The organism is Borreliella japonica (assembly GCF_030438115.2).
Lineage (GTDB): Bacteria > Spirochaetota > Spirochaetia > Borreliales > Borreliaceae > Borreliella > Borreliella japonica.
The window spans coordinates 452,404-472,049 of record NZ_CP124062.1 but is presented as its reverse complement, the minus strand read 5'-3'; the positions used below and the strand labels follow the sequence as shown (position 1 = coordinate 472,049).

Sequence of the window (19,646 nt, the reverse complement as noted above, 5' to 3'; positions counted from 1 at the left end):
ATTATGTTTAAAGTTATCAAATGTAATGAATTGAATGAAAAATTGATAAACAAAAAAGTTGAAATAAATGCTTGGGTAAAAAAAATTAGACACCACGGAAAATTTACCTTTCTAAGCATAAGAGACAGATATGAGAAAGCTCAAGTTCTGATAAACGAAGAACATCTTTTAAAGATCGTAGAAAAAATAAAGCTTGAATATTGCATTAAAATTCAAGGATTATTGATCAAAAGGCCCCCCAACATGATAAATACAAATATGAAAACAGGATATTTTGAAATATTGGCAAAAAACATTGAAATTATCTCAAAGTGTAATGAATTGCCGTTTATGATAGAAGATGACAATAATGCAAGTGAAAACTCAAAACTTGAATATAGATACTTAGATTTAAGAAGAGATTCATTGAAGAATAAAATCATTTTAAGATCTCAGGCCACTCATCTTATTAGAAATTTTTTAGTAAAAAGAAAATTTTTAGAACTAGAAACTCCAACTTTTGTAAAATCAACACCCGAAGGCGCAAGATCCTTTATAATTCCATCAAGGATTCACAAAGGATCTTTTTATGCCTTACCTCAATCTCCACAACTTTACAAACAGCTTATAATGATAGCGGGATTTGATAAATATTTTCAAATAGCCCGTTGCTATCGAGACGAAGATTCAAGAGGCGATAGACAACCAGAGTTCACGCAGCTTGATCTTGAAATGAGTTTTGTCAAAAAAGAAAATATTTTTAAATTAATAGAAAATATGATTTTTTCAATATTTAAAAATTGCCTTAATATTAACTTGCCTAAAAAATTTAAAAAAATAACATACAAAGAGGCAATGAATAAATATGGCAGCGACAAACCAGACACCAGATTTGAACTTGCACTACAAGATATAAGTCGAAATCTAAAAAATTCAGAATTTAATGTATTCAAAGATACTCTAAAAAATAAAGGTTCAATTAAAATTTTAATAGTAAAAGATAAAGCTGATAAGTTTTCAAGAACAAAAATAAATAATTTAGAAGAAATTGCAAAGCTTTACAAAGCACAAGGACTTTACTTTACAAAAATTGAAAACAATAAATTTTCTGGAGGAATTGCAACATTTTTAAGAACAGAAGAACATCAATTGATAAAAGCTTATTCTCTAGAGAATAATGACATAATTTTCTTTACAGCTAATAACAAATGGGAAACTGCTTGCAAAGTATTGGGCCAAATTAGAATAAAAATTGCAAACGATCTTGGACTAATAGATGAGAATAAATTTGAATTTCTATGGGTCTACGACTTTCCACTATTTGAATATGACGAAAATACAAAAACCTATACACCGGCTCACCACATGTTCTCGATTCCCAAAAAGCAACATATTGCCAATTTAGAAAAAAATCCAAACAAAACCATAGGTGAAATTTATGATCTTGTTTTAAATGGTGTAGAGCTTGGTTCAGGCTCAATCAGAATACATAGCAAAGAACTTCAGCAAAGAATTTTTAACATAATAGGATTTCAAAAAGAAAAATTAGAAGATAGATTTGGATTTTTCCTAAAAGCATTAGAATATGGGGCTCCAAATCATGGTGGCATTGCAATTGGAATTGATAGACTCATAATGTTAATGACAAAATCAACTTCAATAAAAGATGTAATACTATTTCCAAAAAATTCTTTTGCGGCAAGTCCTCTTGATAACTCGCCTTCTAAAATCTCAAATGAACAACTCAAAGAACTGGGAATTAGCATTGTTTCTGATGATGCTTAAATTCATAATACAACTTATAACATACACATTTAAAATTATAAAAACCAGTTAACCATATCCTTGGAATTTTCTAATAATCTAATATTTTTTTCAAGAAACTGAATATCAAAGCTTAATTTTAATTTTTCACAAACAGCAAACATTATGAAAAAAACATAAAATCAATCTAAAACAAAATGCTTTTTTAAAATCTAGAAAAAATCTTAATTACTTCCCTCTTAAATTATACGAACTTAATAAACATGACATTTAGCAATCATTTAAAAATAAATTATTATTTTATTTAAATTTTAAAAATAAATAATAGAAAAAATATATAGAATAATCAATAATTTTATAATTCAATAATCTGAAACATAATAGAATAATAAAAAAAGCCGCTCAAAAAGCAGCTCGCAAATAAAAATTAGTGAATTTTTATTTAATTTCTATTAATATTATTAAGATTTTTGCATGCAATCTTCACACGTTCTTTCATAGAAACTTCAGCTTCTCTTAACCAAACTCTTGGATCATAAAATTTCTTATTTGGAATATCGATATCCTTACCATCTCCTAATTGACTTTGCAAACGATTTTCATTTTTTTTATAATAATTTAAAACACCTTCCCAGGCAGCCCACTGCGTATCTGTGTCAATATTCATCTTTACAACTCCATAAGAAAGTGCCTCATTAATCTCATCAATTGTGGATCCAGACCCTCCATGAAAAACATAAGAAACTGGCTTAGCGGTATTTACTCCTGTTTTTGATATAACATAATCTTGACCATCCCTTAACACTCTTGGAGTAAGCTTAACATTCCCCGGTTTATATACTCCATGAACATTCCCAAAAGCTGCTGCAATCTGAAAATTTGGACTAATCTTTAAAAGTTCTGAATATCCATAATAAATATCCTCGGGAGTCGAAAATAGTTCATGCAAAGCTCTGTCCGAATTATCAACTCCATCTTCTTCCCCACCAGTAATTCCAAGCTCTATTTCTAAAAACATTTCAATTTTTGCCATTCTTTCTAAGAATTTTTTAGAAATTTCAATATTTTCTTTAATAGGCTCTTCTGACAAATCTAACATATGTGAAGAAAATAATGGCTTTTTGTGCTGACTATAGTATTTCTCACCATACTCTAAAAGTCCTTCAACCCAAGGAAGCAAATTTTTAGCACAATGGTCAGTATGAAGAACAACAGGAACACCATAATGCTCTGCCATCAAATGAACATGCATAGCTCCAGAAATAGCTCCAACTACTGAAACTCCTTGTGGTTTTTCTATCTTCAATCCTTTCCCACAAACAAAAGCAGAACCGCTATTGGAGAATTGTATCATAATAGGAGAATTAATTTCTTTTGCTGCCTCTAAAACTGCATTAATAGAATTTGTTCCTATACAATTAATAGAAGGAATAGCAAATCCTTCCTTTTTACATATCTCATATAAAGAGTGCAACTCTTTTCCATAAACTACACCCGGCTTAATCTTGTCTAAAACACCCATTTATATCACTCCTTTCTATTTTATTTTTCTTTATCAAATAACTATAACAAATTATACACCTAAGAAGTAGAATTGAGTTTAAATCAATCAATAAATAATTATTTAAATAAAAGTAAGCGTAAAATTTATCAAAAATCTATTATTCTTCACAAAAAAATTCAAAGTCAAACCTTTTCAGTAGAGTCTAACATTTTATACCACTGCGAAAATTCTTTTATTCCTTCTTTAATAGAAATTTTGGCCTCATACCCCACATCATTTTTAAGCTTTAAAATATCACAACAACTTTCCACAACATCTGCTTTTTGCATAGGCATATAACTTTTTAAAGCTTTTTTATCAAAATTAACCTCAAGCTCTTTAATAAAATCTAACAATTTAGTTGCATGCCCAGTTCCTATATTGTATATCCTGTAAGGAAAAGAAGATGTTGACGAATTTGGATTTTTAACGTCAAAATTACAATCACTCTTAGCCGGATTTTTCAACACTTTATAAACACCGTTTGCAATATCACTCACATATGTAAAATCTCTAGCCATATTCCCATTGTTAAAAATATTAATAGACTCACCATTTTTAATTCCATATGAAAATAAATACAAAGCCATATCGGGTCTTCCATAGGTTCCATAAACTGTAAAAAATCTAAGCCCTGTTGTGGGAATATTAAAAGAGGCACTGTAAGCATGAGCTATCATCTCATTAGATTTTTTAGTAGCTGCATATAAATTTAAAGGATGGTCTGTAACAGAATCTTCACTAGACGGAATATTCTCATTTATACCATAAACCGATGAAGTCGAAGCATAAACAAAATGTTCAATGCTTTCTTTATAAATTCTGCACACATCTAAAACATTAAAAAACCCAACAATATTTATTGAAACATAGCTATCAGGATTCTCAAGACTATCTCTAATACCTGCTTGAGCAGCCAAATGGCAAACATGCGTAAACTTAAACTCTTTAAAAAGTTCTAGCAGCTTATCTTTATTTAGTATATCAAGATAAACAAAGGATAAATTATTATATTTTTCACTCTTAATAATCTTATAAGTTTTGACATCCTTAGAACAAAAACCTAAAGCATTTAATCTTTCATGCTTAAATTTAAGTTCATAATAATCATTTAATATGTCTACACCCAAAACTTCGTGCCCTTCTTCTACAAACTTTTTAGCTACATGAAATCCAATAAACCCTGCAATTCCTGTTAAAAAAATTTTCATATTATCATTCCTCTTTAAAATTCAATACAAACTAACACCATTAATCTATTTTTTAAAACCAAGATCTCTTTTTTGATAACTGCGAGAATTATTGCTGCCAAACCTATTATTTCTGACATAAGAAACTCTTATTCTTTTTATATTTCCATCGCCCTCGCTTTCAGTTTTTATATCACTATAACGATTTAAAGTTGTATGAATAATTCTTCTTTCAAAAGGATTCATTGATGGCAACAAAATAGAACGTCTAGTTCTTTTGACTTTGTGAAAAGAATTTATTGCTAAATTAATAAATCTAGACTTAAATCGCTCTCTATAATCTCCAATATCCAATACAACCCTACTATTAAAGGTGCCAGCTTCACCAATAAGCTTAGAGGCATAAACATTTGTCAAAAGCTGTAAAGAATCTAAATTCTTACCCTCTCGTCCAATCAAAATATTTGGACTATCTGTTTCAATAGAAATCTTAATATATCCTCCTTCTTTGGATTCTATTGTCAAGTTTACAGAATATCCCATTTTAATTAACATTTCTTTTACAAATTCTAAAATTCCATCACAAATTTCATCCCCAATTTTAATTTCAAAAACGTCTTTTTTAACCTCTTTTACATGGGGAGAAACCCTTATTTTAATCATTTCTTTCTTAAATAAAAATCCAACCCTTTCTTTATCTAAAATTTCTACATCAAACTCGCCTTCTTTTAATTCCAGGTCTCTCATTGCTTTCTTTATTGCTTCTTGTTCGGTTTTTCCGTAAAATTCATAACTCATATTATTCCCCCTTTAAGACAAATGTATCTTTATATAGTATTGCTGCAAAATAGTAAAAATATTTGTTGTAATCCAATATATTAAAAGTCCTGATGGCATATTGTAAAGTATGAAAAAAAACATAATAGGCATTCCAAAATATAAAAATTTCTGCTGCGCTCCAAGATTTTTTAAATCAACATTGGAACTAACAATTGTAGACCCCAATTGAGTAAACATCATAATAAAAGGCAAAATTCTAATATCAGTCCAAGAAACAAAATATAGCTTATATCCAAAATGATACACACTGTCGCCTATAGATAAATCATCAATCCATCCTGGAATAAAACTAGCTCCTCTTAATAAAAATAAATTATTTACAAGTGAATAAAGAGCAAAAAATATAGGAAGCTGCAAAATTACGGGAAGACATCCCCCAAGAGGATTAACTCCTTCTTCTTTATAAAGCCTTCCCATCTCTTCATTTAATTTCTTAGAATCATGCTTAAACTTTGCTTGAAGTTCTTTCATTTTAGGTTGAAGTTTGGAAAGCTCAGCAGTAGCTCTAAATCCCTTAAATGTTAAAGGAAATATAAGGATTCTAACAACAATTGTCAAAAAAATAATTGAAAGTCCCCAATTAGGTATAACATCATAAAAAACTTGCATTACCATTTGCATAGGAACTTGAATTAAATACCATAAACTCTTTTCTACTGACATTCCAAAAGCAATATCAGATAAGCCAAAAGTATTAGTATCATTCTTATCAAAAATGTCTAAATATCTATTATCCTTGGGCCCAGCGTAAATAAAAAACTCATCACTAATGTTTTTTTTATTTTTAACATTATTAATAATAAACGATTTAAGAACTTCTCTTTCCTTCTTAAATTCAACCTCCATATCTTCTTTAAAAACCAACACTTCAAAATACTTCGTACTAGAGCCAATCCATCTAGGATTGTTAATCCTTAAACCATCTTTACCATATCTAAGCTTATTGTCATAGTAAATTATTTGAGATAAATAATTGTTATATTGTAACTTAGCTTTATCGCTCAACCTTTCAATTCCAGAACTAAAAATAATTTTATAAGAATCAATATCAAATAAGTTATAATCCTCAAGACCATTTAGAATAACTTTAAAATTTATCAAGTATTCATTTTTTCTCGAAAATGTATACTTTTTTATATATTCATAAGTTTTCCCATTATTTTTAAAATAAGCTTTAAATTCATGGTTAAAATCATCTATTTTTTTATACAAAAATAAGTTCTCTACTAAATAGTCGAAATTAATATCGAAAAAAGTTTCATTTTTATAATCAGCATTAATCAAATCTGTAGGATCTTTTTCTAAATTTAAATGATTTTTAAGCTTTAATGAAACTAAATTTCCTCTAAACGTCGAAAAAGTAGCAAAATATACTTCTGTTTCTACAACAATATTTTGAGCTTTATTAATCAAATCAAAACCATTGCTTTTACCCAGAGGCATTTTATTGTCATTAAAACTTTTGTTTAAATCAAACTGCAATTCCTTTTCAGAAGATCTAAAGCTTAACATGTTGGAAGAAAAAATATCATTAATAAGCATAAAAAGACCTATTAAAAATAAAGATAAATAAACCGTTCTTAAAATTTTCTTACTTCGATTCACTTATGCCCCTTCATACCATTAAAACTAAACTTTTCATAAGGGATTCAATACCAAAATACGTCAAATTTAACCTATTATAAGAAACTACAAAAACAAAATCTAAGGCTCTACCTTCTAATAATTCTAATCTTTTCCTAAAAACCTCTTTAAAAAGCCTTCTAGTACGATTTCTTTTAACAGACCCCTTAAAGTCTTTAGAAAAGGTAACAAGAAGTCTGGAATAAATCAAATCATTTGATTTAAAGAACATTTTAAGATTAAGATTGCTAAATCTAATCAAATTGCCTTCTTTGAAAATTTTTTGAATTTCTATTTTTGATTTTAGACTAATATTTCTTTTTTTCATCAGAAACAGTTAATTTTATTCTTCCCTTTGCCCTTCGTCTTGCAAGAATAAGTCTTCCACCTTTAGTCTTCATTCTAGCTCTAAACCCAAATTTTCTATTTCTTTTAACACGACTAGGCTGATAAGTCCTTTTCAAAACGCTCCTCCATTAAAACAATTTCCCGCTACTAAGCTATAAATTGAACACTACCATGGTATAGCATATAAATGCGATTGTCAATAATAACTACTTTACTAAAACCTTTATATCTAGTATTTCAATTCCCGTTAATTTTTTTATTAAACTTATTATCTTTGACTTATTGATCGATATACTGTATAAAATGCTTGAATTACTCACCTTAAGAAAAAGAATCCTCTCATTTTTAAGATCTAAAAATTTCACATCATCTGATAAAGTCTTAAAAATCTGATTCCATTTATCAGCAATCAATAATTTTGAACTTATTTTTTTATCAATAAGCAAATTAGATTCTAAATAATTTTTAAGAACATTGCTTATTTTTTTAAAAGAAGAATCATTCATAGCAATTTTTATACCACAATGCAAAAAATAACATTGAATAAACTTTAGAAAATCTCATTTCAATATTCAAACTCAAATCACATTAATAATTTACTTTAACCCAAAGACATCGGCATTATCAAGTGCATAAAATTAAAATTTTCTGGTTCACTCAATTTTAATACATTTCCCGAATTAAATTGTATCTCTATCTTTGAATTTTCAAAAACAGTAATGGCTTCAATAAAATATGAAATATTAATAGCCATAATTTCATCTGATCCTTCATACATATAGTTTGGATTTTTAATAAAAAATTCACCTCTTCTTCCTGTAATTAGATCTTCTCCAAGAAGTTTTAATTGAGCATCAGAAAAATTTAAAATCAACTTTCTTGACCTATCAACATATAAATTAACTCTTGAAAGTCTGTCTTTTAAAATACTTAGCGAAACTAAAGATTTATTTTCCTGTTCTTTAGGTATAATACTCTTATAATCGGGATAATTACCATTAATCAAGCTGCAAGCTATTTTATAATTATCAAATTCAACATAAAATTTTTTATCCGAAGATTTTATTTTAACCATACCTTCTCCTGACATGAGATGTTTTAAAAAATTAAATATTTTTACAGGAACTATAAAATTTACATCTTCTTTAAATATGACTTCTGTTTTACAAATAGACATTCTGTGTCCATTGGTAGAAACAAGTAATAACTTGGAATCTTCATCCTTTGTAAAATACACACCATTTAATACGTTCTTGGATTCATCAAGATGTGCTGAAAAAGCTATTCTGCTTATTATTTTTTTAAAAGATTTTTGTTTTACTTCAATTTCAAAAGTGTAATTTTCATTAACCATATCATAGTTGTAATTTTCTATTTCTTCATATGAAAAGGTGGGTTCTTTTAAATGATCTTCATATTCTTCTTTCTCATCTTTTGATTCTCCCATAATTTCCAATTTGCTGTTACTCTCATTAAAAACTATTTTAATTTTCTTATAAAAATTGAATGCTTTTACTGCATCATAAAAATTTGAAGCATTAATTAACACCTTAAAATCTGTTTCTGAAACAATTGAAATTGTACTTTCAAAAAATATATTTCGGTCTGTTGATCTAATTATGAGATTAGGTGTTTTTACTTCGATTAACAATGCACTCCAAATGTCATTCATATTTCTGTTTAATATTATTCCTTTTGCTTTTTCTATCTCATTTATAATTTGATTTGTTTCGCAAATAAAAAATGTGTTATTTATCATAATGCCTCCCTATATATTTTATTACATTTTATCTTTGTAAGTTTTTTTATTTTTTATATTTTGATTTTTATATATATATATAGTAGTAGCAGTAGTAGTGTTCTGTTTGATTGTTTAATTGTATCTAGTAGTATATGATATAAAGAAATGTATTGTTTAATTATAGGTTGTTTTTTGGTGTATTTTTGATAAATTATTTGTTTCAATTGTTTAAAAGAATTTTTGATTTTTCAATTAGATTTATTTTTTTTTATTTTGTTCATAAGTTCTGTGATTAAATTGTTAATTTCTTTGTCATTATTTCTGTCTCTATCTATTTTATTTATCGAATAAAGCACTGTTGAATGGGTTTTCCCTCCAATAATTTTTCCAATTTCAACTGTTGATAGCTCTGTAAAATTTCTCAAAAGGTATGCATAAATATGTCTAGCTTTTGTTATCTCTGGTTTTTTACTATGCCCCTCAATGTCTTTGTGTGCAATTTTTAGCTCTCTTAAGAGTATTTTTTTTATATTTTCGATATTGATTTTATTGTTTGGTTCATTGGTTGTTTCTTTTTCGTAAATTATTATTTCTTTGATTATTTTTTCAACAATGTCAATGTCAATTTCTATATTATCTAAATCTATATATGCTTTTAGTTTTGTTACAGCAGCTTCAAGATCTCTTACATTTGTTGTAACTTTTTGTGCAACCAGATTTAGTATATTTTTAGGGACCTTTATGCCATCCTCCTCTGCTTTTTTTTCAATAATGGCTACTCTGAGTTCAAAATTGGGTTTTGATATATCAACATTTAGTCCCCTTGTAAATCTGCTTTTTAATCGATCTGTAAAATTTGTAAGTTCAGAAGGAGATCGGTCACACGTGAATACTAATTGTTTATTGTCTTCATAAAGGGCATTAAATGTATGAAAAAGCTCTTCTTGTATGCCTTCTTTTTTTTGTAAGTCGTGGATATCGTCTATAAGCAACATGTCTAGGTATCTATATTTCTTTTTAAATTTTTTTGTTTCGTTTGTCTTTATACTTTCTACAAACTCATTTAAAAAATTTTCAGCAGTAACGTATAATATCTTAAGGTTATGATGCAGTTCTTCTGTTTTATTTCCTATGCTTTGAAGTAAATGCGTTTTCCCAAGTCCAACTCCACCGTAAATTAGACACGGGTTATATTTTTTACCAGGATTTTTTGAGATTGACAAGCTGGCGTTATATGCAAGCTTATTATTTGGACCTATAATGAAATTTTCAAATGTATATCTTTTTTTAAGAAAGGGATTTTTAAAATGTGTAGGCTCTTCTTCCTTTTTGATATACATTTTTATTCGATCTTTAATGCTTTGAATTGGTTCTTTAGAAAGTGTGTTTCTTTTAAGCTTGTCGAAATTTGGAAAAGTTTCGTTAAGAATTGTTTTTTCGCTTTCTTGTTTGTTGAAATGGGTTTTAGTCGGTTGATTTGTAAATACAATGGTTACGTTATTGTAGCCATTGTTTGTGAGGATTTCTTTGATTTTTTTTGCAAATCTTTTTTCTATTTGATTTTTGTGAAATAAATTTGGAGTAGATATTTGAATATTTTCTCCTATTGATTCTAAAAAGCATAAATTTTCAAACCAAACATAAAACTCTTCTTCTGATAGTTCTTTTTTTATTTCTGTTAAAATCAAGCTCCATATATTTTTTGATTTTTCCATTTTTTGTCCTTGTTGGTTTTAGTACTATACTTTTAACATTATATAGTATAATATTGAATTCAGATTCTATCTGAGTCGTTTGTGGATTTTTTTAAATTTTTGGTACTTTTTATGTAATAGATATTATTTTTTTTTTAATGTAGAATTTATTTGTGTCTTAATTTTGATTAAATGAATGGAAGGTTTATGAATTATGTTGCTAGTAACATTCAGGTCTTAAAAGGACTTGAGGCTGTTAGGAAAAGGCCTGGCATGTATGTGGGATCTGTTTCTATTAATGGGTTGCACCATTTGGTTTATGAAGTGGTTGATAATAGTATTGATGAGGCTTTAGCTGGGTTTTGTGACAGAATAGATGTTGTTATTAATTTAGATAATACTATAACTGTAATTGATAATGGGAGAGGAATTCCTACTGATATCCATGAAGAGGAGGGAATTAGTGCGCTTGAACTTGTTTTAACAAAACTACATTCTGGTGGAAAATTTAATAAAGGTACTTATAAGGTTTCTGGAGGATTGCACGGTGTTGGAATTTCGGTTGTAAATGCTTTGTCTTCGTTTTTAGAGGTTTGTATTAATAGAGATGGAAAGATTTTTAGGCAAACCTTTTCAAAAGGTATTCCAACTTCTAAAGTAGAAGTTGTGGGAGAATCTTCTATTACAGGAACCAAGGTTACTTTTTTAGCAGATTCTGAAATTTTTGAAACTTTAGATTATAATTTTGATGTTCTTGAAAAAAGGCTTAAAGAGCTTGCTTTTTTAAACGATAAAATATGCATTTCAATTGAAGATAAAAGATTTGGTAAAGAAAGATCTTCGAAGTTTTATTTTGAAGGCGGGATAAAATCTTTTGTAGACTATTTAACTAATAACAGTAAAGCTTTTCAATCGGAATCTTATTATATTGATGGTTTTCTTAATGATGTTATTGTTAATGTGGGGCTTAAATGGACCGAAAGCTATTCTGATAATATTCTTTCTTTTGTTAATAATATTAATACAAGAGAAGGAGGGACCCATGTTGCGGGCTTTAAAAGTGGTCTTACTAAGGCTATGAACGAAGCTTTTAAAAATTCAAAAATAAGTAAAAAAGATATTCCAAATCTTACAGGAGATGATTTTAAAGAGGGACTTACAGCTGTTATTTCTGTAAAAGTTCCAGAACCTCAATTTGAAGGTCAAACAAAGAGTAAACTTGGCAATTCTGAGATAAAAAAAATAGTTGAGATTGTTGTCTATGAGCATTTATTGGAAATTATTAATATAAATCCTTTAGAGATAGACACTATTCTTGGGAAAGCAATAAAAGCTGCTCGTGCTCGTGAGGCTGCAAGAAAAGCAAGAGAATCAGAAAGAAAAAAAAATGCATTTGAAAGTTTGGCATTGCCCGGGAAATTGGCTGATTGTACTTCTAAAAATCCCTTGGAAAGAGAGATCTATATTGTAGAAGGTGATTCTGCTGGAGGAAGTGCTAAAATGGGTAGAAATAGATTTTTTCAGGCCATTTTGCCATTATGGGGAAAAATGCTTAATGTTGAGAAAACAAGAGAAGATAAGGTGATTACCAATGATAAGCTTATTCCTATAATTGCATCTCTTGGTGCAGGGGTTGGTAAAACTTTTGATATTACAAAACTTCGTTATCACAAGGTCATTATTATGGCAGATGCCGATGTTGATGGATCTCACATTAGAACTTTGCTTTTAGCTTTTTTCTTTAGATATATGAGAGATTTAATTGAAAATGGCTATATATATATAGCCATGCCTCCTCTTTATAAAATAAAGTATGATAATCGTATTTATTATTTTTATGACGAGAAGGAAAAAGAAAAATTTTTAGATTCTATTGAAACTAAAAATCGCAATAGCATTCTTCTTCAAAGATATAAAGGACTTGGAGAGATGAATCCAACTCAGCTTTGGGAAACTACAATGGATCCTGCTAGAAGAAAGATGAGATTGATGAATATAGATGATGCTGTTGAGGCTGAGAAAATTTTTGTTACTCTTATGGGAGATTTGGTTGAACCTAGAAAAGAATTTATTGAACAGAATGCACTTAATGTAATTAATCTTGATGTGTAATTGGAGCTTTAATGGCAGTTGGAGAAAGTAAAGAACAAATATTAAATATTAAGATAGAAGATGAAATAAAAACTTCTTATTTGAATTATGCAATGTCAGTTATTGTTTCCAGAGCTCTTCCAGATGTAAGAGATGGTCTTAAGCCAGTTCATAGGAGAATACTTTATTCTATGTACGAGATGGGACTTCGTTCTGATAAAGCTTTTAAAAAAGCTGGAAGAATAGTAGGGGATGTTCTTGGGAAATATCATCCTCATGGAGATCAATCAATTTATGATGCTCTTGTAAGACTTGCTCAAGATTTTTCACTTAGATATCCTGTAATACGGGGGCAGGGAAATTTTGGATCTATTGACGGAGATCCTCCCGCTGCTATGCGATATACTGAAGCTAAAATGGAAAAAATAACTGAATGTATTGTTAAGGATATAGATAAAGAAACTGTTAATTTTAAGTCTAATTATGACGATTCTTTAAGTGAACCTGAGATTATGCCTTCATCATTTCCATTTCTTTTGGTGAATGGCTCTAGTGGAATTGCTGTTGGAATGGCCACTAGCATGGCGCCCCACAATTTAAGAGAAATTTGTGATGCTATTGTTTATATGTTAGATAATGAGAATGCTTCCATTTTTGATTTACTCAAGATAGTTAAAGGGCCTGATTTTCCAACTTTTGGAGAGATTGTTTATAATGATAATTTGATTAAAGCATATAAAACTGGCAAGGGAAGTGTTGTTATTAGAGCAAGATATCATATTGAAGAAAGAATAGAAGATAAAAGTGCTATAATTGTTACAGAAATACCTTATGCAGTAAATAAATCTGCACTTCTTATGAAAGTTGCGTTTTTGGCAAAAGAAGAAAAGCTAGAAGGACTTTTAGATATAAGAGACGAGTCTGATAGAGAAGGTATTAGAATAGTTCTTGAAGTTAAAAGAGGATTTGATCCTCATGTTATTATGAATTTGCTTTATGAATATACTGAATTTAAAAAGCATTTTAGTATAAATAATTTAGCTCTTGTTAATGGTATTCCCAAGCAGTTGAATTTGGAAGAATTATTATTTGAATTTATTGAGCATAGAAAAAATATTATTGAAAGACGTATTGAATTTGACTTGAGAAAGGCAAAAGAGAAAGCACATGTTCTTGGGGGATTGAATATTGCTTTAAATAATATAGATGAGGTTATTAAGATTATTAAATCATCTAAATTAGCAAAAGATGCAAAAGAGAGGCTTGTTGCAAATTTTGGCCTTTCAGAGATTCAAGCTAATTCGGTCCTTGATATGAAGTTGCAAAAACTTACAGCTATTGAACTTTTTAAGCTTGAAGAAGAACTTAATGTTCTTTTAAGCTTAATAAAAGATTATGAAGATATTCTCTTGAATCCAGTAAGGATTATTAATATCATAAGAGAAGAAACTATAAATTTAGGTTTGAAATTTGGCGATGAACGTCGAACTAAAATAATTTATGATGAGGAGGTTTTAAAAACTAGTATGTCGGATTTAATGCAAAAAGAAAATATTGTTGTTATGCTTACAAAGAAGGGTTTCCTTAAAAGACTTTCACAAAATGAGTATAAATTGCAAGGTACGGGAGGAAAAGGTCTAAGTTCTTTTGATCTTGGTGATGGAGATGAGATTGTTATTGCTTTGTGTGTCAATACTCACGATTATTTGTTTATGATTTCAAATGAAGGGAAACTTTATTTAATTAATGCTTATGAGATAAAAGATTCTTCAAGGGCTTCAAAAGGTCAAAATATTAGTGAGCTTATTAATTTGGGAGACCAGGAAGAAATATTAACTATTAAGAATAGTAAGGATTTTACTGATGATGCCTATTTATTGCTTACAACTGCAAGTGGAAAGATAGCTAGATTCGAATCTACAGATTTTAAAACAGTAAAGTCTCGAGGTGTTATTGTTGTTAAACTTAATGATAAAGATTTTGTTACAAGTGCAGAGATTGTTTATAAGGATGAAAAAGTAATTTGTCTTTCTAAAAAGGGTAGTGCATTTATATTTAATTCAAAGGATGTTAGGCTTACTAATAGAGGTACCCAGGGTGTTTGTGGAATGAAATTAAAAGAAGGGGATTTATTTGTTAAAGTTTTAGCGGTTAGAGAAAATCCTTATCTTTTGATTGTTTCTGAGAATGGATATGGAAAAAGATTGAGCATTTCTAAAATATCTGAGCTTAAAAGAGGAGCCACTGGTTATACTAGTTATAAAAAATCTGATAAAAAAGCGGGTAGTGTTGTTGATGCTATAGCAGTTTCAGAAGATGATGAAATCTTACTTGTAAGTAAACGTTCAAAAGCTTTAAGAACAGTAGCTGGAAAAGTATCCGAACAAGGCAAAGATGCTAGAGGAATTCAAGTATTATTTCTTGATAATGACAGCTTGATTTCTGTTTCAAAATTTATTAAGTAAAAAATTGGGTTTTTTTATTTAAGAATGTTCCACGTGGAACATTCTTTTTTTTTATTCTTAAATTGTAATTCAATATTATAACCTGATAAAATTTTGTGTTGTAGGAGGTTGTGACAATATGGATGGAGTTTTTAAAATGATAGATATTCAACTTTTAGATATTGATAATGATCAGCCAAGAAAATCTGTTAGCCTTGTTGAATTAGAAGAGTTAAGTGTTTCCATAAAAGAAAATGGAATTTTGCAACCTATAATTGTTTGTAAAGCAAATGAGAGATATAAAATAATAGTAGGAGAAAGAAGGTTTAGGGCTGCTAAACTTATCCAGATGACAAGTATTCCTGTTATCGAGGTTGACATAAAAGAATCTTGTAGAGATTTTATGCCTTTGGTTGAAAATATTCAAAGAGAAAATTTTACGCCTGTTGAGGAAGCCTATGCTTATAAAAATATAATGAATAAATATTCTTTAACTCAAAAGGATTTGTCTGAAAAAATTGGCAAAAGTAGGGCTTATATTTCAAATTTAGTTAGAATTTTAGATCTTGAACAAGAAATATTAAATGCAGTGCACAGGAAAGAAATTTCTTTTGGGCATGCTAAGGTTATTTTATCTTTAAAAGATAAGCAAGACAGGTATAATCTTTATTTAATGATACTGAAGAAAAAATTTTCTGTAAGAGATGCAGAAAAATATGTTAAAAATTTTTATAAGTCTATAGTAAAAAAAAGAGAACTAGAACAAGATCCTTTTTTAAGCAATATAAAAGAATTTTTATTTGATAAAATTCAAACAAAAATAGATATTAAGGGAAATCAAGATAAAGGGAAAATAGAGATAGAGTATTTTACATCGGGTGATTTAAGAAGGATTGTTTCCTTTTTCGGCCATATTAGCTAAATTGTTTTTATAATTTAAAGATTGTAAAATATTTTTTCTTAATTTTATGAGAGTTTTTGTTTTTTAAGTATTTGTTACAATGTATAAATTTTTTAAGCTTGTTTTAGAATTGTTTAGTTTTCGTAAAGAAATCTTAAGCTTTAAATGAAGGGTAAAGTTTATATTATGTTATTTATAGTTAAATTTAAAAGCAAAAGACAACCTATTATTTGCAAAATGAACAATAAGAATATATATTTTATTTATATTCATTGGCTCTGTTGTAAATCTGGATAGAACCATTTTTAATATATTGTATTTTTTTCTTTATTTCTAAAATAGAATGAAAAAATAATTTCAAGTTCTCTTGGTTTAGTTTGTTAAATTCAATATTTTTAAATTCCTTTATATTTTTTAATATGAAGTCCAGCGCTTCTTTTATATCGTTTTCATATTTTTTATCTTTTTTGAGTAATGATTTGCGTGCATTTTTTAAATCAAAACTTTTTTTATAAACAATTTTAAATTCTTTTAAAGAATTTATTTTGCCATTTAGAACTTCGTTTTTTAAAATAGATGGGCAAGATTTTTTAGATATTTCATATGATAATGATAATGGTAATTTTTCTATAGCGATCTGCTTGTCGGAATTTTCGATAAGCAGATTGTATCTTGATATTAAAGCGTAAACCTTGTCTTTTTTAAATCCCATACTTTTGAACCACTGGTAAAAGAGTCCGTTATATTGATTGTTCCCTTTTAATTTATCTTGAGCGTCTTTAAGTATCTTTCCAATTTTTGTATAAGTATTATTAAAAATATTGAAAATTTCATATTGCTTTGTTTTTAAAAAATCAGAAATATCTTTATCTAGCTTGCTGTAGTCAAAGTTTTCTATTTCAATCGAAATAATTTCTTTTTTTTCTGTATTTTCTAAATTGTTCGAAGATGTTTTTAATTTTTTTCCCATTAAAAACATTAAAGTTTCTAGATTGTCAGACATAGTTATTCCTTAATTTTGTTTATTATCTCTTTTGAGAGTTCTAAGAAATCTTTTGCAGCATTGCTTTCTTTATCATATTCATATACAGGTATTTTTGCTTCTTGAGATTTTGAAATGGCTATATTTTTCCTTATTTTTGTATTTAAAAGTTTTTCTTTGAATACTTTTTTTAACGATCTTACATATTTTTCTTTACTTTTGTTTCTTATATCATATTTGTTTATAAAAACACCCCCAATTTCTAAATTTTTGTTTATTTGCTTTACGGTATTTATTGTGTCTATCAGTTGATTTATACCTTCAAATGCAAAAAATTCTGTTTCAATTGGTATTAACAAGCAATTGCTTGCAATAAGAGCATTTATAGTCAATATTGAAAGTGTGGGAGGGCAGTCAATAATAATAAAATCATATTTATCTTTTTCATATAGCGTTAATGCATTTTTTAAAAAATTTTCTCTTGAGAGTTCATTTATTAATTCTTTTTCGAGTAAGGCTAATTTAATACTAGATGGAATTATGTCTAATTTAAAATGATTTAAAGGTTTGACCTTTATTTTTTTATTAATAAGTTCATAACTTGAGTTTTCGGCTGTGTATTCTGATGTGTTTGTGCCGCTAGTAGAGTTTCCTTGTGAATCAATATCTATTAAAAGAATTTTTTTATTAAGCAAGGTCATTGAATAAGAAATGTTAATGGCGCTTGTAGTCTTTCCTACGCCCCCTTTTTGGTTGATTACAGATATTATTTTCATATAAATTTTCTCTTTTTATATTTTAAAACATAAATGGCAAAAATAATAATACTTTAAATTAGGTTTTAAATATTTGATTATTTGACATGTATATTATTCTTTATGAGGCTTGAAAATTTCTTGAATTAAGCCGTTTTTTATAAAAAATTCAGATATTTTTTGCTTGTTTTTTGTTTTAAATTTAATTGAAGTGTTTATTTTATTTGAAAAGTTTGAGTCTGTTATCTCTATTTCAAGTTTGTTTTTCATTTTTAATAGTAAATTGTATTGATTATAATTTAAATTTAAGCTTAAAATTTCTAATTCTTCTTTTTCCATTATAGATGTATTCTTAATAACTTCTTTGGCGGATTTGTAATATGCCTTAATTAATCCCCCTCTGCCAAGCAAAGTGCCTCCAAAATATCGCAATGTGATTATTAAGGTATCAGTTAAATTATTATGTATTATGGCATCTAATGTGGGTTTTCCAGCCGTTAAATTAGGCTCTTTGTCATCATTCATTCCATTTAAGAATGAATTCTTATTTCCAATTCTAAATCCATAAACTACATGCGTAGCATTTTTAAATTTTATTTTATATTTTTTAATAGTTTTATTTATATCTTCTTTTTTTTCAATATTAAAAATATATGAAATAAAGATAGATTTTTTTATTTCAATTTTAGAATTACTGTTGTTTTTTGGCACGAACATCATATAACGTAAGTATACTATCTTTTTAGATATTGCAGTATTTATTGTTTATGTATATTATTAATAGTGTTTGTTTTATTATTGATTATTATAAAGTATGGTCAAAAAAAGGGGTTTTAAATGATATCAGGCTTAAATCCAACATTAAGGTTGTTTAAAGATCATAAAATACTTTATTCTAACATGGAAAGGGGATTGAAGCCCCTTTTAGAAGTAGATAATTTTATCAATAAGTATATTCAGAATAAAGAGGGGCTAGAGATTTATGATAAAGTTGTAGGCAAGGCGGCGGCTATTATTATTTATAATATAGGGCTTCAAAATGTTCAAGCTGGAGTTGTTTCTCAACCTGCAAAGGATTTTTTAGAAAGTAGAGGAATAAAAGTAGCTTATAAGAAATTGGTGGAAAAAATAAATGACAGGGCAGAAAGCTTGATTGAAAGCTTGGAAAATCCTGAAGAGGTTTACAAGTATATGATTAAAAGAGGTATTATAGTTAACAACCTGTAAATTATTAAAATAATTAAGTTGTGCTTTAGCTAACTATGTGATTTTGAGTATACAGTGATAATTAGGGCTATATTATATATTAATATTATTAAATTTCCCCAATTTAGGTAAAAATTGTTTTTATTGTAGTTAAAGATCCAAATTCCAGCATAAACACCTAAAAATCCCCCTATAGAAGATGTAAACATAATTAAATTAGGTTCGATTGTATGTTGATTAATTTTGTTTTGATTTTCTTTAGCATCAGGCTGTTCGGTAAATTTGCTGTCAATAAAAATCATGGCAAAGCCTGCAAGAGTAATGCATAGAAAATAAATTACAAATATTTTTCTAATTAATGCAAACATAAATTTTCCCTTTCTTTTAACTTTTTAATCATTAATACTTAATGATATAACTAAATGTAATACAAAAGCAAGTATTTCGATAGACATATAAAATTTAGCTTATAGCTTGATTTAGTGAATAAAGGATTTTAAATTTTTCTTCACTAAGAAAGATGTTTTTAGTATCTTTATTTTTGA

At 27.8% G+C, this 19,646-nt stretch carries 18 protein-coding genes; 5 read left to right on the top strand and 13 right to left on the bottom strand.

Annotation, left to right across the window (positions count from 1 at the left end; all coding sequences use genetic code 11):
- The first annotated feature begins 3 nt into the window (after window positions 1-3).
- Window positions 4-1,764, top strand: a complete 1,761-nt coding sequence (aspS, locus tag QIA21_RS02825) for an aspartate--tRNA ligase (protein WP_301393056.1) — start codon at window positions 4-6, stop codon at window positions 1,762-1,764.
- A 421-nt stretch (window positions 1,765-2,185) separates the two neighbouring features.
- Here the strand turns inward: aspS and fbaA are convergent, their stop codons facing one another.
- The 9 genes from fbaA to dnaA form a co-directional block, all read right to left on the bottom strand.
- Window positions 2,186-3,265, bottom strand: a complete 1,080-nt coding sequence (gene fbaA / locus QIA21_RS02820) for a class II fructose-bisphosphate aldolase (protein WP_301393055.1) — start codon at window positions 3,263-3,265, stop codon at window positions 2,186-2,188.
- Window positions 3,266-3,429: 164 nt separating this feature from the next.
- Window positions 3,430-4,497 carry an NAD-dependent epimerase gene (locus QIA21_RS02815; protein ID WP_301393054.1) on the bottom strand — a complete coding sequence of 356 codons (1,068 nt, stop codon included), beginning with the start codon at window positions 4,495-4,497 and terminating at the stop codon, window positions 3,430-3,432.
- A gap of 45 nt (window positions 4,498-4,542) precedes the next feature.
- Window positions 4,543-5,274 carry a Jag family protein gene (locus QIA21_RS02810; RefSeq protein ID WP_301393053.1) on the bottom strand — a complete coding sequence of 244 codons (732 nt, stop codon included), beginning with the start codon at window positions 5,272-5,274 and terminating at the stop codon, window positions 4,543-4,545.
- 12 nt (window positions 5,275-5,286) lie between these two features.
- Window positions 5,287-6,921 carry a membrane protein insertase YidC gene (gene yidC, locus QIA21_RS02805; RefSeq protein WP_301393052.1) on the bottom strand — a complete coding sequence of 545 codons (1,635 nt, stop codon included), beginning with the start codon at window positions 6,919-6,921 and terminating at the stop codon, window positions 5,287-5,289.
- A gap of 10 nt (window positions 6,922-6,931) precedes the next feature.
- On the bottom strand, window positions 6,932-7,267 hold the full coding sequence (gene rnpA / locus QIA21_RS02800; RefSeq protein WP_301393051.1) for a ribonuclease P protein component: 336 nt from the start codon (window positions 7,265-7,267) through the stop codon (window positions 6,932-6,934).
- Window positions 7,248-7,403: a 50S ribosomal protein L34 gene (gene rpmH, locus QIA21_RS02795; protein WP_004791483.1), complete on the bottom strand. Its 156-nt coding sequence runs from the start codon at window positions 7,401-7,403 to the stop codon at window positions 7,248-7,250. The genes rnpA and rpmH overlap by 20 nt, the downstream gene beginning before the upstream one ends.
- 90 nt (window positions 7,404-7,493) lie before the next feature.
- Window positions 7,494-7,793: a hypothetical protein gene (locus QIA21_RS02790; protein WP_301393050.1), complete on the bottom strand. Its 300-nt coding sequence runs from the start codon at window positions 7,791-7,793 to the stop codon at window positions 7,494-7,496.
- 95 nt (window positions 7,794-7,888) lie between these two features.
- Entirely contained in the window at window positions 7,889-9,046 is a 1,158-nt protein-coding gene (gene dnaN / locus QIA21_RS02785) for a DNA polymerase III subunit beta (protein ID WP_301393049.1), read from the bottom strand.
- A 230-nt stretch (window positions 9,047-9,276) separates the two neighbouring features.
- Window positions 9,277-10,743 carry a chromosomal replication initiator protein DnaA gene (gene dnaA / locus QIA21_RS02780; RefSeq protein ID WP_301393048.1) on the bottom strand — a complete coding sequence of 489 codons (1,467 nt, stop codon included), beginning with the start codon at window positions 10,741-10,743 and terminating at the stop codon, window positions 9,277-9,279.
- A 186-nt stretch (window positions 10,744-10,929) separates the two neighbouring features.
- Here dnaA and gyrB point away from each other — a divergent pair, with 186 nt between their 5' ends.
- The 3 genes from gyrB to QIA21_RS02765 all read left to right on the top strand — a co-directional run bounded on the left by gyrB (window position 10,930) and on the right by QIA21_RS02765 (window position 16,179).
- Window positions 10,930-12,834 carry a DNA topoisomerase (ATP-hydrolyzing) subunit B gene (gene gyrB / locus QIA21_RS02775; protein WP_301393047.1) on the top strand — a complete coding sequence of 635 codons (1,905 nt, stop codon included), beginning with the start codon at window positions 10,930-10,932 and terminating at the stop codon, window positions 12,832-12,834.
- Window positions 12,835-12,845: 11 nt separating this feature from the next.
- Window positions 12,846-15,278, top strand: coding sequence for a DNA topoisomerase (ATP-hydrolyzing) subunit A (gyrA, locus tag QIA21_RS02770; RefSeq protein ID WP_301393046.1), 2,433 nt, complete (start codon window positions 12,846-12,848; stop codon window positions 15,276-15,278).
- Window positions 15,279-15,396: 118 nt separating this feature from the next.
- Window positions 15,397-16,179, top strand: a complete 783-nt coding sequence (locus QIA21_RS02765; protein WP_091972241.1) for a ParB/RepB/Spo0J family partition protein — start codon at window positions 15,397-15,399, stop codon at window positions 16,177-16,179.
- A gap of 238 nt (window positions 16,180-16,417) precedes the next feature.
- Here the strand turns inward: QIA21_RS02765 and QIA21_RS02760 are convergent, their stop codons facing one another.
- The 3 genes from QIA21_RS02760 to QIA21_RS02750 all read right to left on the bottom strand — a co-directional run bounded on the left by QIA21_RS02760 (window position 16,418) and on the right by QIA21_RS02750 (window position 18,615).
- Window positions 16,418-17,161: a hypothetical protein gene (locus QIA21_RS02760; RefSeq protein ID WP_301393045.1), complete on the bottom strand. Its 744-nt coding sequence runs from the start codon at window positions 17,159-17,161 to the stop codon at window positions 16,418-16,420.
- Window positions 17,162-17,163: 2 nt separating this feature from the next.
- Window positions 17,164-17,916: a ParA family protein gene (locus tag QIA21_RS02755; RefSeq protein WP_091972245.1), complete on the bottom strand. Its 753-nt coding sequence runs from the start codon at window positions 17,914-17,916 to the stop codon at window positions 17,164-17,166.
- 93 nt (window positions 17,917-18,009) lie between these two features.
- Window positions 18,010-18,615 carry a YigZ family protein gene (locus QIA21_RS02750; RefSeq protein ID WP_301393044.1) on the bottom strand — a complete coding sequence of 202 codons (606 nt, stop codon included), beginning with the start codon at window positions 18,613-18,615 and terminating at the stop codon, window positions 18,010-18,012.
- 117 nt (window positions 18,616-18,732) lie between these two features.
- On the opposite strand from QIA21_RS02750, the gene QIA21_RS02745 reads away from it, so the two are divergent.
- Window positions 18,733-19,122, top strand: coding sequence for a DUF1893 domain-containing protein (locus QIA21_RS02745; protein ID WP_301393043.1), 390 nt, complete (start codon window positions 18,733-18,735; stop codon window positions 19,120-19,122).
- A 29-nt stretch (window positions 19,123-19,151) separates the two neighbouring features.
- Here the strand turns inward: QIA21_RS02745 and QIA21_RS02740 are convergent, their stop codons facing one another.
- Window positions 19,152-19,469, bottom strand: coding sequence for a hypothetical protein (locus QIA21_RS02740; protein WP_301393042.1), 318 nt, complete (start codon window positions 19,467-19,469; stop codon window positions 19,152-19,154).
- Between the last annotated feature and the right edge of the window lie 177 nt (window positions 19,470-19,646).